The sequence below is a fragment of the Leptolyngbya sp. FACHB-60 genome (assembly GCF_014695775.1).
Taxonomy (GTDB): Bacteria; Cyanobacteriota; Cyanobacteriia; order Phormidesmidales; family Phormidesmidaceae; genus Nodosilinea.
In genome coordinates, this window is sequence record NZ_JACJOX010000058.1 from 1 (window position 1) to 13,767 (window position 13,767).

13 protein-coding genes are annotated in these 13,767 nt (G+C 54.8%); 8 read left to right on the top strand and 5 right to left on the bottom strand.

The genetic code is table 11. The features are described from left to right. Positions 1-155: 155 nt before the first annotated feature. Positions 156-1,076, bottom strand: coding sequence for a gamma-carotene 1'-hydroxylase CruF (gene cruF / locus H6F57_RS21315; RefSeq protein ID WP_190626046.1), 921 nt, complete (start codon positions 1,074-1,076; stop codon positions 156-158). Between the two features lie 283 nt (positions 1,077-1,359). Between cruF and H6F57_RS21320 the strand changes: the two genes are divergently transcribed. From H6F57_RS21320 to proB, 6 genes are all read left to right on the top strand, one after another. Continuing rightward, the gene (locus H6F57_RS21320) at positions 1,360-2,586 is read left to right on the top strand and encodes a GNAT family N-acetyltransferase (protein WP_199289620.1); all 1,227 of its coding nucleotides are present in this window, start codon (positions 1,360-1,362) and stop codon (positions 2,584-2,586) included. Positions 2,587-2,600: 14 nt separating this feature from the next. Then, a complete protein-coding gene (ruvX, locus tag H6F57_RS21325) occupies positions 2,601-3,026 on the top strand; it encodes a Holliday junction resolvase RuvX (RefSeq protein ID WP_190626045.1) in 426 nt (141 codons plus the stop codon). 104 nt (positions 3,027-3,130) lie between these two features. Beyond that, positions 3,131-3,694, top strand: coding sequence for a DUF3727 domain-containing protein (locus tag H6F57_RS21330; RefSeq protein WP_190626044.1), 564 nt, complete (start codon positions 3,131-3,133; stop codon positions 3,692-3,694). A gap of 35 nt (positions 3,695-3,729) precedes the next feature. Further along, on the top strand, positions 3,730-4,791 hold the full coding sequence (mltG, locus tag H6F57_RS21335; protein WP_190626043.1) for an endolytic transglycosylase MltG: 1,062 nt from the start codon (positions 3,730-3,732) through the stop codon (positions 4,789-4,791). A gap of 134 nt (positions 4,792-4,925) precedes the next feature. After that, a complete protein-coding gene (locus H6F57_RS21340; RefSeq protein ID WP_190626042.1) occupies positions 4,926-5,435 on the top strand; it encodes a YqeG family HAD IIIA-type phosphatase in 510 nt (169 codons plus the stop codon). Between the two features lie 340 nt (positions 5,436-5,775). Next, positions 5,776-6,924: a glutamate 5-kinase gene (proB, locus tag H6F57_RS21345; RefSeq protein ID WP_190626041.1), complete on the top strand. Its 1,149-nt coding sequence runs from the start codon at positions 5,776-5,778 to the stop codon at positions 6,922-6,924. 11 nt (positions 6,925-6,935) lie between these two features. On the opposite strand, the gene H6F57_RS21350 is transcribed toward proB, so the two are convergent. Further along, on the bottom strand, positions 6,936-7,604 hold the full coding sequence (locus H6F57_RS21350) for a sugar transferase (protein ID WP_190626040.1): 669 nt from the start codon (positions 7,602-7,604) through the stop codon (positions 6,936-6,938). 428 nt (positions 7,605-8,032) lie between these two features. Here H6F57_RS21350 and H6F57_RS21355 point away from each other — a divergent pair, with 428 nt between their 5' ends. Beyond that, positions 8,033-9,169, top strand: coding sequence for a HetZ-related protein 2 (locus H6F57_RS21355; protein ID WP_190626039.1), 1,137 nt, complete (start codon positions 8,033-8,035; stop codon positions 9,167-9,169). A 26-nt stretch (positions 9,170-9,195) separates the two neighbouring features. On the opposite strand, the gene H6F57_RS21360 is transcribed toward H6F57_RS21355, so the two are convergent. Together H6F57_RS21360 and H6F57_RS21365 are read right to left on the bottom strand one after the other, a co-directional pair. Next, positions 9,196-10,074 (bottom strand): metal ABC transporter permease, encoded by an 879-nt coding sequence (locus tag H6F57_RS21360; protein WP_190626038.1) that lies wholly within the window; start codon positions 10,072-10,074, stop codon positions 9,196-9,198. After that, positions 10,064-10,804 carry a metal ABC transporter ATP-binding protein gene (locus H6F57_RS21365; protein ID WP_190626037.1) on the bottom strand — a complete coding sequence of 247 codons (741 nt, stop codon included), beginning with the start codon at positions 10,802-10,804 and terminating at the stop codon, positions 10,064-10,066. The genes H6F57_RS21360 and H6F57_RS21365 overlap by 11 nt, the downstream gene beginning before the upstream one ends. Before the next feature lie 111 nt (positions 10,805-10,915). Here H6F57_RS21365 and H6F57_RS21370 point away from each other — a divergent pair, with 111 nt between their 5' ends. Further along, on the top strand, positions 10,916-11,878 hold the full coding sequence (locus tag H6F57_RS21370) for a zinc ABC transporter substrate-binding protein (protein ID WP_190626036.1): 963 nt from the start codon (positions 10,916-10,918) through the stop codon (positions 11,876-11,878). A gap of 11 nt (positions 11,879-11,889) precedes the next feature. Here the strand turns inward: H6F57_RS21370 and H6F57_RS21375 are convergent, their stop codons facing one another. Next, positions 11,890-13,761, bottom strand: a complete 1,872-nt coding sequence (locus tag H6F57_RS21375; RefSeq protein WP_190626035.1) for a penicillin-binding protein 2 — start codon at positions 13,759-13,761, stop codon at positions 11,890-11,892. Between the last annotated feature and the right edge of the window lie 6 nt (positions 13,762-13,767).

The window sequence follows — 13,767 nt, forward strand, 5'->3', positions numbered from 1 at the left end:
CTGGATTCGCTCCCATTGGTCATCGCGCAGGGCATAGCGTCGGCTTGTCATTCCGCTGAGTCTTGCTTTAAGGACTACCCTTCAACCCTAACCTAATTGATGACACGCCCTAGGGGTTAAGTTCCAGAAATGAGGCAGAAATTAGAGTGCGCTATTTAAGAACCCTTAGTCGCCGCTACCGAAGCTTCAATGACCTGGGTGGACTCAACTAATGCACCTGACAGATCTTCTTGGGCGGTGGCACGCCAACAGAGCACCGCAGGCAAGGCTCCAGTCAAAATTCCCAAAGCGATGGGGACGTAGAAGCCAGCAGCCAGACTCATCACCAGAGCAAAGCCGAAGTTGGCTAGGTATACGACTAGGGGGAGGGTAAGCTGCCCCTGGTCTAGCTCAGGAGAAAATTTAAAGATTCTCCACAGGCCTAGGGCTATACCGATGAACACGACTCCGGTGCCAAGCCAGCCTGCAAAATTCTGGTAGGGCATACCAAAAAACGCGCCGGGTTCGTGCCAGTACCAGAAGGGCAGAGCGGTCTGGCTCATGGCCGGATCGAGCACAAAATCCCAAGAGGTGAGGAGTATAGACCCTAGAAACACGGCGGCTAGCGATCGCGCCCAGTTATAGCGGCCGGCACCGCCCCCAGCGGCCAAACCGCTGCGAGCCAGCAAAAATGACGCCAGTCCCAGATAAAACCACGACAGCGGAATGGTAAAGGGCACAAGACCGGCTACTTTGTAGCCCAACCCGTTGAGATAGCTGTAGTGGCCGAAGGGAAAACCAGTGCTGGTGCCCAGTAGCTCACTCGTGAGCGAAACGCCCACTGCTGCGATCGCAAACGTGATCAAGCTGCCCAGTCCTAGGGTGCGATAGGCATACAGGGCTACTGCCATAGTTCCCAGCAAAATGTAGCCAACACCGCCCCCGGCCATGCTCCACCGGAAGAGGGTTGGCCCTGCCGGTAAGTACTCTAGGATGCCAGGGTGGGGCACCACCCACAGCAGCCCGGCCAGGCCAAAGACCATGGCGACAACGTGACCGTATAGGCAAAACCGCTCGATGGCTAAAAGATTTCTCATGGTTATTCCTAGATACCGCTGGTCGGGCTGTGTAGCTCGACCTTTAACCGTTCTTCATAGAGTGAGGGCTGAACAACAGCCATAGTTGCAATCGTCGCCTAAATCATAAGTTTTGTAAATGGTGAGTTTTGAAGCTTCCCTAACGCCGAATCCTTATTCTCCACAAAAGAAGCTCTACCTGTTTAGAAGCCAGCCGACGCAGCTCTCGCCTCGCCAAGGGGCGGTGTGGAAATCCGGAAAATCGGCTAGGATGACGGCATACAGGTCAGATCTTTGAGATCCTATGGCACCTATGACGACCCCTGGCCATACCCTAACAGTAAGGCCGCTGCAATATCGCGATTTAGACGACCTAAAGCAGTGGCAGCCAGAGGATTTGGAAGCTGGCGGTGACCTTGACGCTGCCGAGGCTATTGTGACATGGCTAGATCATCAGCGCCGCTGGTATGGTCCCCTTAAAGTCTTAAGCTGGCTGCCCCGCTCTGTGCAGCAGCAAAGCCAGACTACCTTTGTAGCCGAGCGCCAGAAGAGTTTGGTGGGGTTTATTCAGGTGTCGCCGTTCAATCAAACTCGCAGCACTTGGCGGGTGGAGCAGGTGGTCATCAACCGTCGCGCGTTGGCCGACACGGCGACCACTGGGTATGTAGCTGCCTCGGGCTATATGGATGTTGGCTCAAGGTTGCTGCGCCATTGCTTTGAAGTGCTTTGGGAAGCCAGAACCTGGATGCTCGAAGTGGATGTCAACCACACCTCGGCCCTGGCGCTCTATCGCTTCAACGGGTTTCAGCCTCTAGCTCAAATGACCTATTGGGAAATGGCAGCCGAGCAGATTGAAACTCTGGCTCAGCGTGAGCCTGATTTGCCAAACCTGCTGCCAATTAGCAACGCCGATTCTCAGCTTTTGTATCAGCTGGACACAGCTTCCATGCCACCGCTGGTCCGTCAGGTGTTTGATCACCAAATTCAGGACTTTAAGACCGGGCTGTTGGGCAGTGTTACCGCCACTGCTGATCGCCTGGTCAACCAGGTAGAAACCGTCAGCGCTTACGTGTTTGAGCAGCAGCGTAAAGCGGCGATCGGTCAATTTAAGCTAGCTATTTCCCGCGATGGACAGCAGCCCCACGAGGCCGGGTTAACGGTGCACCCGGCTTACACCTGGCTCTACCCCGAGCTGATGACGCAGATGGCCAAAATTTTGCAGCCCTTCCCGGCTCAGTCTCTACGGCTGACCTCCCTCGATTATCAACCCGAGCGAGAGGAGTGCTTTACTCAAATTCAAGCGACTCCTGAGTCCCACGCGCTGCTGATGTCGCGATCGGTGTGGCACAAAGTGCGCGAAGCTCGCCACCTTTCCCTGGAGGGGCTACAGCTATCGGATGTGTTAACAGGGCTACAGCCTGCGGGCAAGCCGGTGCCTGGGCGCATGACCTGGTCGGCAGAGCGTTGGCAGGCTGTGCTGGGGCAAAAGCCAGATGCCGATGTCGATGCGCCTTCTGAAGGCGATCGCTGAGGTTCTGCAAGGCTATGGCGCTGGTTTCAGCCCTAGGGTTAGACATCGGTCGGCGGCGCATTGGAGTCGCGGGTTGCGATGGTACGGGCCTGATTGCCACTGGACTGACGACGCTACAGCGGCGATCGTTTCAAGACCTAGTGGCCGATGTACGGCACTTCGTCAAAGCTCGACAGGCTCAAGTGTTGGTGGTGGGGTTGCCCCTAACTATGGACGGGGAAGAGGGTTCCCAGGCCCGCCAAGTGCGCAAGGTGGCTGAGGGCCTCAGTCAGGCCCTGGCGCTGCCTGTGGTCTATGTCGACGAGCGTCTGAGTTCTGTAGAGGCTGAACATCTGATGCGTGCCGCAGGTCATTCTGTAGCCCAGGAAAAGGCCCTGATTGACCGTAAAGCGGCTGCCATCATCCTGCAGCGCTGGCTAGATGAACGGCGCTCATCATAATTCAGACGTAACCGAATGGGATATTCTGATAACACCGTTCAGTGTTCATACTGGGCTGCGGTGTTGACCCACTGCGCCCGGTTACCGAGAGAAGAGTAGCCTCCATGGCGGATAACACCCAACCCATTGACGAGTCAGCCGTAGTTCTCACCGATGACGCCGGGCGGTTTTTGCCCTGTCAGGTGGAGCAGAGCTTTCAGCTCAACGATCGCGAATACCTGCTTTTGCTGCCCATTGATGCCCCCATCGAAATTTTTGTTTGGCAGCAAGACGACAACGACGACGAGGTCTTAATGGATGTGGAAGAAGAGGAGATCGATCAAGTCTTTCTCACCGCTAAGGCCGTGCTGGCTGAGCAAAATTTGACCCTCCAGCGTACTGCTATTACCCTGACGGCATCGGGAGATGTTCCTGAGGCTGAGGAAGATAACTGCCTCACCCTGGAGCTAGATGACCTCGATGACGCCGGTAACCCCGTCACTGAAGAATTTCAGATTCTAGCGACCTGCTTTTACGACGACGAAGAATATACGCTGTGCACGCCCCTCGATCCGCTACTGATTTTTGCTCACCGCACTAGCGATGGCTCTCTAGAGGTGGTGACCCCGGAAGAATTTCAAACTATTCGCGGCGGGCTAGAGGAAAAACTGTTTGATCTATTAGAGTAGGGACGTCCGTAACGGCGATTATCGATAGTGCAATCATGGCTAAAGGTTCACGCTGGGTCCGGTGGAGTTTTTTAGGACTATTGGTGCCTCTGGCCGCAGGGGTGGCTGCCTGGCAGGGCTGGGCCTGGTGGAGCTGGGCCAATCAACCAGTCAGCGAAACTCCTGCCGAAACTGCGCCTCAAACGGTGCAAGTTCAAATTCCGCCGGGCACTCCAGGCCAGCAGATTGGCCAAGATCTAGAAGCGGCTGGTCTGATTCGCTCAGCTTTAGCCTGGAAGCTGTGGTCGCGCTGGCAAACCTGGCAAAATGCCGAGGGTGGGTTTCAAGCGGGCACCTATGCCTTGAACCCAGCCGACTCGATGACCGCGATCGCCGATGTGATTCGCAGTGGTCAGGTGGTGCAATCCTCGTTCACGGTTCCTGAGGGTTGGAACCGTCGCCAAATGGCAACTTACTTTCAGGAAGAGGGGTTTTTCTCTGCCGATGCCTTTCTATCGGCCACCGAGCAAGTGTCAAAGGATGCATACCCCTGGCTGCCCGATGGTCTTCCCCACGTGGAAGGCTTTTTATTCCCCGATACCTATCAGCTTCCGGCTGAGGGGGTTACCCCGGAGGCGGTGGTCAATGCGATGCTGAGCCGTTTTGAGACGGTAGCGCTACCAGTCTACCAACAGGCGACGACCGACTTAACGCTTTTGCAGTGGGCTACCTTGGCCAGCATCGTCGAGAAAGAAGCCGTGATTGCCGGTGAGCGCGGCACCATTGCTGGGGTCTTTACCAACCGGCTCAAGCAGAATATGCCTCTAGGAGCCGATCCTACGGTTGAATACGGGTTGGGTATTGTACAAACTCCGGAGCAGCCCCTTACCTGGACTCAGGTGGGCACCCCTTCGCCCTACAACACCTACATCAACCCAGGATTACCACCGACTCCGATCGCTAGCGCGGGTAAAGCCAGTTTAGAAGCGGCCCTAGCCCCCGAGTCTACCGATTATCTATTTTTTGTGGCTCGCTACGACGGAACCCACGTGTTTAGCCGCACGTTGACAGAGCACGAAGCCGCCCGCGACGCGATTCGCGCCACCATTGACAACTAGCCCCAATTTGTTTGTGCTAGAGTCCTGCGCGCGATCGCCTTGGTTCAACCGCTGTAACTAGAGTGCTGCTGGCGTTTCAAGCAGCTCTAGGTCGTCGATCTAGACTATGCTACGTTTGGGGCTATGGTTTTTTTATGTCGTTTTCTCGCCTGCTGCAACCTGATCTAGTGCTGGACGGCAACGTCTTGGCGATTTCCCCTGAGCTGCTGGCTCAGCACAATCTGAAGGGTCTAATTCTGGATGTGGACGATACCCTAGTGCCTCTGCGTCAGGCTGAAACTAACCCTGACCTAGCCCACTGGATGCATCAGATGAAGGCCATTGCAACGGTATGGCTCGTGAGCAACAACGTCAATGCTCACCGCATTAGTCGCATTGCCGCGTTGTTTGATGTGCCTTACCTGACTAGTGCCGGCAAGCCCTCAGGACGCAAGCTAAAGCTGGCTTTGGCGGCTATGGATCTTCCAGTAGATCAGGTGGCAATGGTGGGCGATCGCTTATTTACTGATGTTTTAGCTGGTAACCGAGTGGGTTTGTTTACCATTTTGGTCAACCCTATGCCTGGGCTTAACCAGGTGGCGCGCACTTCGCCTTTAAGGACGCTTGAGGTCATGATCTCCCAATATTTTGGGGTTACGCTTTAAAATTAGTGGCCCAAACACTGGTTTAATATAGGCGAAGAACGTTTACGAAACGCAATCTTTTAGGCGAGAAACTTCGTAGGGCTAAATATAAAGAAAACATTAGAGTTAAGTTGAAACCTTAGGGCGGCTGCGATAGTAGTAATACATAAACAGGGGCCGGTTTTATATAGGCTCTTAAATTTAATAAGCCATTTTTGGGTGTCGACTTTCGGGTTGGCACCCAAAGTTTTTTGGGGACTTCACTGTTCATATAAGGTTGCTCTTTGACTAACGCGACTATGTTCTACGTCTAGGTCGATTGTTATACTGCCAGGGCCATCTTTACCGACATTGCCTGCCCGTGAGCTCAGTTCAAACCTTAGTAGTCAAAATCGGTACCTCCAGCCTGACTGGCACTAGCACGGGTCAGTTTGCCCTCTCTACCCTGGCTGCCCTGGTGGAAACCCTCTGCACTCTGCGTCAGCAAGGGCACCAGGTCGTTTTAGTATCCTCAGGGGCCGTCGGCATTGGCTGCCGCCGCCTCAACCTGGCTGAGCGCCCCAAAACTCTGGCGATGAAGCAAGCCGTAGCGGCGGTGGGGCAAGGACGCCTGATGCGCATCTACGACGACCTGTTTTCAGCCCTAAACCAGCCCATTGCCCAGGTACTGCTGACCCGCAGCGATCTGGCTCAGCGATCGCGCTATGTCAACAGCTACCGCACCTTTCGTCAGCTGTTGCAGATGGGCGTAATTCCTATCGTCAACGAGAACGACACCGTTGCCGTGGAAGAACTCAAGTTTGGCGATAATGACACCCTCTCGGCTTTAGTCGCCAGTCTGATTGGTGCTCAGTGGCTGTTTCTACTTACCGATGTCGATCGCCTGTATTCTGCTGATCCCCGGTCTAACCCCGAAGCTCAGCCGATTATTGCGATCGATCGGTTGGCAGACATTCAGGCGCTCAAAGCTGTGGCGGGTGGTCAGGGATCGGCCTGGGGGACAGGCGGTATGCTAACTAAGCTAGAAGCTGCTCAAATCGCTACTACGGCGGGGGTGCGCACCGTCATTACCGATGGTCGTCAGCCCCAAAATGTGATTAAGGCGATCGCGGGAGAGGCGGTGGGTACACAATTTGCCCCATCGCCCCGCCCCAGTCGTGCCCGTAAGCGCTGGATTGCCGCCGGTCTTGCTCCTTCGGGCCGCCTTTATTTGGATCAGGGTGCAACCCAGGCGATTTTGCAGGGGGGAAAGTCGCTCTTAGCGGCCGGCATTACCCGTTTAGAGGGAGATTTTGATGCCCAAGACGCCGTTGTTATCTGTTCTGTCAGCGGCGAAGATATTGCCAGAGGCATTACTAACTACAGTGCCCCAGACCTCACCCGAATTCTGGGTCACCGGTCAGAAGATATTCCAGGCATCCTAGGCTATGCTGGGGCAGATACCGTCATCCATCGCGATAACCTGGTGATTGCTACAGATACTGAGGTTGACGAGGGCAGTGATCTGTAGGGCTGTTTTTTCTAAAAAGCACCTTTGCGATCGAGCAATACGGTGACCGTTTTTAGAATGACTTGAAGATCGTACCAGGGCGACCAAATGGCCTGGTACTGCAAATCTAGATGCACAATTTCTTCAAAGTCTTTGATAGCTGAGCGGCCACTGACTTGCCACTGCCCTGTGATGCCAGGCTTAACGTCGAGTCGCCGCCAGTGGTGAGGGCTATAGCGAGAAACCTCATCGGCGGTGGGGGGGCGAGTGCCAACCAGACTCATATCGCCTTTGAGTACATTCCAAAACTGTGGAAACTCGTCTAGGCTTGTTTTTCGCAAAACACGGCCAACTCGGGTGATGCGGGGATCGTTTTCGTTCTTGAAGATAAGCCCCTGGGCTTGGTTTGATACGGTTTGCTTGAGGGCATCAGCATTGGGCACCATGGAGCGAAATTTCCAGATGGTGAAAGGCTTACCCTTGAGACCGTAACGGGTTTGGGCGTAGAAAATAGGGCCGGGGCTATCTAGCCTAATGGCTAGGGCAACTGGCAGCGCTACCAAAACCAGTATGGCTAACCCTATCAGAGCGCCCAAAATATCTATAGAACGCTTTATTAGACACCGAACCGACGGATGAGCAATAGATATAGAAGTCTCTGGAGAAGCACCTCCAGAGCTATCTGTATGAAGGGATAACATGGTAGACCCTGTTACAAAACACGTGTGCTGAGGTTTAAAAAATTTATACCAGTTTGACCGCAGATATGCTTAAAAGCCAAAAGACTTTGTGCTTTTTTTTACATAGATTCTGCTTTAACCGAAATCGTTCTGGAACCAAAGGGTAATTAGTGTGACCTTTGTCACAGTGTGATTACCGTATAAGTACATATGGGTTCATGTGCACACTATCAGTCTGAGAAAGGCAAGTCTGGCCGTAGAGAACACCCTTCGCAAAATCTTGCTGAAGCGATAACAGACATAAATTTTGTGTAAAGCTTTCGACTCAGTGATAGCTACCGCAGCCTATGCGAGCTAAAAAACACGCTTTAGATCGTGAGTCTGAAGAGATCAGATACTAAGATAAAGCCTACAGCCAGCTTGGGCACACCCGGAAAGGATTTGATTGCATGGTCGCGGCAGACACTATAGCCGAGGTTTGGTTATCCCGTTTGCGGGAGGACTTTCCCAATCAGCCCCAGTCGGTTTGCCAAAGCGTTGTCAGCTGGCTGCTAGGAGAAGCGCCGGAGCGGTTAGCTACCCTGGCTGAGGCTGACCTCGCGATCGCCCGTCAGGCGATTGAGTATCGCTACCGCATTTTGCAGCAGCGCTATTGGGATGTGAGCCCAGAGCAGGGCTATCAGCGGCTAATCAAGCGGCTCAGCAGTCTGTTTTTGATTCGCAACAAGATTAAAACCTGGATTTCGCTCAGCCGCGATCGCCGCCGCACTGTGGTCGACGTGATCCAGGAAGTGATTCAAGAGATGATGCGCAGCGATCGCCACCTAGCCCAGCAGCTGAAATGGATCTCGACTTGCACCCAAAACTCACGGCTGCGCAACCTGCTCATGCTGGCCAGCCTTGAAGAATACTGCCTGCGCCCCATTCGCAACCAGCCCTTAATCATCTATCGCTTTGTCAACTATCTGCGCCGCAGCCAAAAGGGCGGCATGACCCAGGTGCCCACAGGAGAACTGATTCGCCTGGTCTCTGACGAGATTGCCCCCAACGACAGTGAAGACTCGCTTAGCTTGCTCGACGTAGAAGCCTGGAACCAGTACCAGGACGAGCAAAACGAACTAGAGCAGCAGAGCATGCGCCAGCAGGTGAAAAGCTCCTTTGTCAATTACCTCAGCCGTAACCTCGACGACACGGCGGCTCGGTGGCTTGAGTTGCACCTCAACGGCCTTTCCCAAGAGCAGATTGCCCAAGCGCTTGACATGCCTGTGCAGCAGGTCTATCGCCTGCGCGAAAAAATCACCTACCACGCAATTCGAATTTTTGCCCTACGAGAGCAGCCTGCCATGGTGCTGGGCTGGCTAAAAACCTCGCTGCAAGAGCATAACTTTGGTCTCACCCCGGCTCAATGGGATGGCTTTTGGCAAGATCTCTCACCAGAAGAACAGGCGATCTTGACCGCCTACAAGGCGGAACATCCCCCCGACGATTTAGCTCGCCGTCTAGGGCTCAAGAGTCGGCAAATTCAGGCTCAGTGGGTGCAGCTTTACCTGCGTGCCCAGGAGTTGCGTACCCAGTCGGAGGGGTAGATATGATTTTTTCACATCTGTAATGGTCAAAGACCGGCTTTAAAGGGCCATCGTCCGGGGCCGATCAGCACTCCGTAGCGGGGGCTGAACAGAAACGCTAGGGCAAACAGCGTCGATACTACCATCACAATGGCGGGGCCGGAAGGCAGATTGAGGTAATAGCTCAAGTACATGCCGCTGACGCTCGAAAACACCCCCACCCCTGCTCCCAGCAGCATTACCTGGTGCAGACGAGGTACTAGCAGGTAAGCTGTGGCTCCAGGTGCAATCAGCAGCGACAGCACCAGAATTACCCCCACTACCTTCATACTGGCCACTACGGTGAGGGCAATCAGCACCATCAGACCGGCGTGGAGCAGCCCCGTGGGCAGGCCGCTGGCTTTAGCGCCGAGAGGGTCGAAGCTATAGAACAGTAGCTCTTTATAGAGCAAAACGACGATCACAAGTACTAAGGCAGCAATGATGGCCGTATCGCGCACTTCCCCAGCCGTCACGCCTAGAATGTTGCCAAAGAGAAAGTGGTTGAGGTCGATCTTGTTGTCTTTTTGAATAGTGGTAATTAACGTTATGCCCAGGGCAAAAAAGGCCGAGAAGACAATGCCCATGGCGGCGTCTTCTTTAATGGGCGATCGCGTGTGAATCCAGCCAATTATCACGGTGCTGAGCACTCCAGCAATAAAAGCACCGATAAAAATATTGACGCCAAACAAGAATGCGATCGCCAGCCCTGGCAGCACCGAGTGGCTAATGGCATCGCCCAGGAGAGCCAAGCGCTGCACCATCAGGTAGCTGCCCACCACTGAGCAAATGATCCCCACCATGATCGCCACCGCTAGGGATCGCTGCATAAAGGCATACTGCAAGGGCTCAATCAGCCCGTTAAGCAGTGCCAGATCAGGCGACATGGCCAAAGAAGCCTACGTGGCCACCATAGGCGCGGGTCATATTGTCGCGAGTGAGCACCCAGTCGCGGGGACCAGTGGCAATTAGTTCTTTGTTTAAAAGGATAAGCTGGTCAAAGTTCATAATTGACTCGCCCAGATCGTGGTTTACGACCAGAACAATTTTGCCTGCTGCGGCCAGCTCGCGAAAAATTTTGTAAATCACATCCTCAGTCTTTTGATCAACCCCAACAAAGGGTTCGTCAAAGCAAAAGATGTCGGCTTCCTGGGCCAGGGCACGAGCTAAAAATACCCGCTGCTGCTGCCCACCGGAGAGGGCGCCAATGGGGCGATCGCGAAAGTCGGCCATCCCAACTCGGTTTAAGGCATCTTGAGCCATTTGGCGGCTAGCCGTCGAAAACCGATTCAACCAGCCGGTTTTTTGCACACGGCCCATCATCACCACATCCCACACGGTGGCGGGGAAAGTCCAGTCGATCTGCGATCGCTGAGGTACGTAGGCCACCCGAGCAAGCTGGTGGGCCAAGGTGTCATCGCCATAGGTGACCCGTCCGGTGACCAAGGGCATCAGTCCTAACATGGCTTTGAGCAGCGTGCTTTTGCCCGCACCATTGGGGCCAAAGACGCCCACCAACTTGCCGGGGCGCAGGGTGAGGTTGATGTTGCGCAGAGCCTGCACGTCACGGTAGTTGACGCTCAGGTGGTCGATAGTAATGTAAGGAGCAGGAGCCATACCGGTATTTCTAACGCAGGGGTGAGGAGCTGCAATCGCGAAAATGAAATGATTATGAAATGTATTGTATCGTAAAAATGAAATGATTATGAAAAGCAGCTTATGCAACGCATGAATCTGTATCCACGGTATGGAAGAATAGCCGCTGTGGTATTGCTCCTAGGGCTGGGATTGGTAAGCTGTGACTCTGCTCAACGGTCAGAACTTGCTTCAGATGAAGCTGATGATTCACGTCCTGCCGTGGTGGCTACCAGTACTGTTATTGCCGATTGGGTCGCCGAAGTAGGGGGGGACCAAGTTGCACTGACCGGCATTTTGCAGCCCGGTGCTGATCCCCACGTCTATGAGCCCGTTCCCGCTGACACTATTGCTTTTGAAGACGCCGACCTGATTTTCTACAACGGCTATAACTTAGAACCCAACCTGGTTCGGTTGCTCAATGCGGCTGGAGTAGACGCCCAACGGGTAGCCGTAGGTGAGGTGGTGCCTCCCCTAGATTTGCAAAAAGGGACAACCACCGTACCCGATCCTCACGTGTGGGGCGATGTGAGCAATGTGGTGCCCATGGTCGAAACGATTCGGGATCAGCTGATTGAGCTAGCTCCTGACCAGGCAGACTTGTTTACCACTAACGCCGCTGCCTACATTGCTGAACTGGAGCAGCTCCATAGCTGGGTAGAGATCCAGACTGCTACCATTCCCCCAGCGCAACGGCAGTTGGTCACTACCCACGATGCTTTTCAGTACTATGCCAACGCCTACGGTCTCACGGTGGCAGGCACCCTAATTGGCCTTAGCACCGAGGAGCAACCCAGCGCTCGCACCGTGCAGCAGCTGGTTGCCGCTATTCAGGGATTGGGAGTACCCGCCATCTTTGCCGAAACCACCATCAATCCCCAACTGATTACCACCGTAGCAAACGAATCTGGGGTGACCTTAGCACCCCAAGCTCTTTATTCTGACTCTATTGGTGCTCCTGGCAGTGACGGGGATAGCTACCTCAAGATGGTGGTAGCCAATACGCGATCGATCGTTGAAAACCTTGGCGGCACAGTGACGGCATCTCCCTTTTGAGGGATCGCTCGCTAAGGGGTAGCAGCGGCGCTGGGGGGTAACCCTTCGAGCACGACCAGCGCTTCGATCACTTTCTTCACCAGGGGAGCGGCGACCGTTGAGCCGTAGGCGTCATCTCCCTGGGGTTCGTCGATGACGGCCAGGACCACATATTGGGGTGAATCGATGGGTAAAATGCCCACGAAGCTGGTGACTCGGCCTCGCCCATAGCCCCCGGACACGGTCGCCTTTTGGGCCGTTCCGGTTTTGCCCCCAATGCGGTAGCCGGATAGCTTAGCCGCATCGCCAGTGCCTTCGCTGACGACGGCCTCCATCATGGTGAGCACCTGCTGGGTAGTCTGGGGCGAAAAGACGGTCTTAGGCCGGGCACGGTCTGGAGTCCACACCTCGGTGCCATCTGCGGAAACCATACCGCTGACCACGTGAGGAGTGACCAGCTTACCGCCGTTGGCCAGAGTGCCAAGCAGTTGCACCATTTTAATGGGTGATAGCGAAAAGCCTTGGCCGAAGGCCGTAGTGGCTGACTCGACTCGGCTGCGAACAAACTGCTCGCGGTCTTTCATCTGAGCGGTGGCTTCTGCGGGTAGATCTATGCCAGTGGGGCGATCGAGGCTGAGTCGCTGAAGCCAGCTAAAGTAGTCGGCGGCGGGCATTTTCTGCATGATGCGTACCATGCCTACGTTGCTGGAGTACTTCAGTACGTCGGTGATGGAGAGCGGCCCACGACCGCCAGCGGTGGCGTAGTCGTGGTTTCTGATCTTCCATTCGCCAAACTGCATTTGACCGCTGTCGTTGACGACTTCGTCGGGTCTGATTAGTCCGGCTTCTAGGGCGATCGCAATGTTGATTGGTTTAAAGGTAGAGCCAGGTTCGTAGAGGTCGCTCACAGCCCAGGTTTTGAGGGCTTCGGGATCGGTTTTAAAGTACTGGTTAGGGTCGTAGGTGGGCACACTGGCCAGGGCGAGCATTTCACCGGTTTGGGCCTCCATGACCATCACAGTACCCCGTTTGGCGTTGTGGCGATCGACCACCGCCTGTAGCTCCTGTTGGGCACTCCGCTGAAGCCGACTGTCGAGGGTGAGGCGCAGGCTGGCGGTGCTGTCTGTCTCCAATGCAGCGGTGTCACTTTCAGTATTCACATCGGTATCAAGCTGATCTTGGCGATCATCAGCAACCTCTAATGTGTCACCAGGCGCTGGCGGCCCATAGGTTTCTAAAGGAATTTCCGTCTCAGCGGGCGATGCTGCTTCGGCTGGCGTAAGGGCCAACTGGTCTTGATAGGCAATTTCTAAGCCTGCCTGGGGCTGCCCGTCAAAATTGACAAAGCCGACGATAGGGGCAAACAGCTGCTGTTGAGGATAAAAGCGCTGCTGCTGGGGAGTTAATTCGAGACCGTTGAGACGTAAGGCGCGCAGGCGATCGACCGTCGCTTCGGATAACCCGTCGGCTACCCGAATGCCGGTTGGCTGCTTGCTAAACTGGCCAATCAGGCCAGACTCTGGGCTTTCTAGCAGCGGGCTGAGAGTCGCTGCCATCTCTGAAATCGATAGATCAAATAGCTGAGGATGGGCATAGAGCGTATAGACCACGCGATCGACGGCAATCACATTGCCCTGCCGATCGGCAATGGAGCGCCGCACCTGCCGTTGCACTGGCGATGTGAGCCGCTGCTGCTGGGCCAAACTAGATAGACTATCGCCCTGGGCTAGCTGTAGCCAGGCTAACCGCCCCGCGATCGCGACCAGCGACAGTACCAGCAACGCCCACACCAACAATATTCTGACCCGGTTGGCTGATGGGTTGAAGGGAACCACCGCCGGTGGGCGAGGCAGAGATTGTTTGCGGCGACGGCGGCGACGGGTAGAGTAGGCAGAGCTAGCCATGGGTGC

Bases quoted from the DNA above. Each gene is read 5' to 3' on its own strand.
- H6F57_RS21320 (WP_199289620.1), top strand. From the start codon at position 1,360: ATGGCACCTATGACGACCCCTGGCCATACCCTAACAGTAAGGCCGCTG.
- H6F57_RS21330 (WP_190626044.1), top strand. From the start codon at position 3,131: ATGGCGGATAACACCCAACCCATTGACGAGTCAGCCGTAGTTCTCACC.
- H6F57_RS21365 (WP_190626037.1), bottom strand. From the start codon at position 10,804: ATGGCTCCTGCTCCTTACATTACTATCGACCACCTGAGCGTCAACTAC.
- H6F57_RS21360 (WP_190626038.1), bottom strand. From the start codon at position 10,074: ATGTCGCCTGATCTGGCACTGCTTAACGGGCTGATTGAGCCCTTGCAG.
- H6F57_RS21350 (WP_190626040.1), bottom strand. From the start codon at position 7,604: ATGTTATCCCTTCATACAGATAGCTCTGGAGGTGCTTCTCCAGAGACT.
- mltG (WP_190626043.1), top strand. From the start codon at position 3,730: ATGGCTAAAGGTTCACGCTGGGTCCGGTGGAGTTTTTTAGGACTATTG.
- cruF (WP_190626046.1), bottom strand. From the start codon at position 1,076: ATGAGAAATCTTTTAGCCATCGAGCGGTTTTGCCTATACGGTCACGTT.
- ruvX (WP_190626045.1), top strand. From the start codon at position 2,601: ATGGCGCTGGTTTCAGCCCTAGGGTTAGACATCGGTCGGCGGCGCATT.
- H6F57_RS21370 (WP_190626036.1), top strand. From the start codon at position 10,916: ATGAATCTGTATCCACGGTATGGAAGAATAGCCGCTGTGGTATTGCTC.
- H6F57_RS21375 (WP_190626035.1), bottom strand. From the start codon at position 13,761: ATGGCTAGCTCTGCCTACTCTACCCGTCGCCGCCGTCGCCGCAAACAA.
- H6F57_RS21355 (WP_190626039.1), top strand. From the start codon at position 8,033: ATGGTCGCGGCAGACACTATAGCCGAGGTTTGGTTATCCCGTTTGCGG.
- H6F57_RS21340 (WP_190626042.1), top strand. From the start codon at position 4,926: ATGTCGTTTTCTCGCCTGCTGCAACCTGATCTAGTGCTGGACGGCAAC.